At 40.8% G+C, this 434-nt stretch carries 1 protein-coding gene; it reads right to left on the reverse strand.

The genetic code is table 11. From position 1 onward, the window contains the following. Window positions 1–274: LysE family translocator (locus tag AB4585_RS29500; protein WP_372172392.1), on the reverse strand; the 274-nt coding region annotated here is incomplete at its 3' end. Window positions 275–434 lie beyond the last annotated feature (160 nt).

Consider the following 434-nt stretch of genomic DNA (forward strand, 5'->3'; position numbering starts at 1 on the left):
AACCAATCCACAAAAGATAAGTAGCACCAAAGATCTCAACTGCTGAAAAAACGACAGGATTATCACGGATACTTGTCCAACCAAGAATTGCGACCGCGATATAAACGGCATTTCCCAATGCGACCCCCAGACAGATAAATCGACTTCCATGCAATTTATGTCGGATTGAGTGATCAACTATCAAGAAAAAGTCCTGTCCCGGACTCAATAGTGCGACGAAGTGAGCTAATACCAGAGCAGGAAAAGCCACAGGGAAAAGGGTTGAAAACAACATTCATGGTTACCTATAGTCTAAATCGTTATCAAACTATAGATTTTTACATTCAATAATTATTGTCGAAAATTGACGTTACTCGTTGGTATTGTCGTGGTGTTGAGGCGGTATAACTAACAAAAGCACGGTGCAGTTGGCTTTGATCTGAAAAGCCTACTTC

The sequence above is a fragment of the Vibrio sp. 10N.222.49.C9 genome (assembly GCF_041474985.1).
GTDB classification, from domain to species: domain Bacteria; phylum Pseudomonadota; class Gammaproteobacteria; order Enterobacterales; family Vibrionaceae; genus Vibrio; species Vibrio crassostreae_C.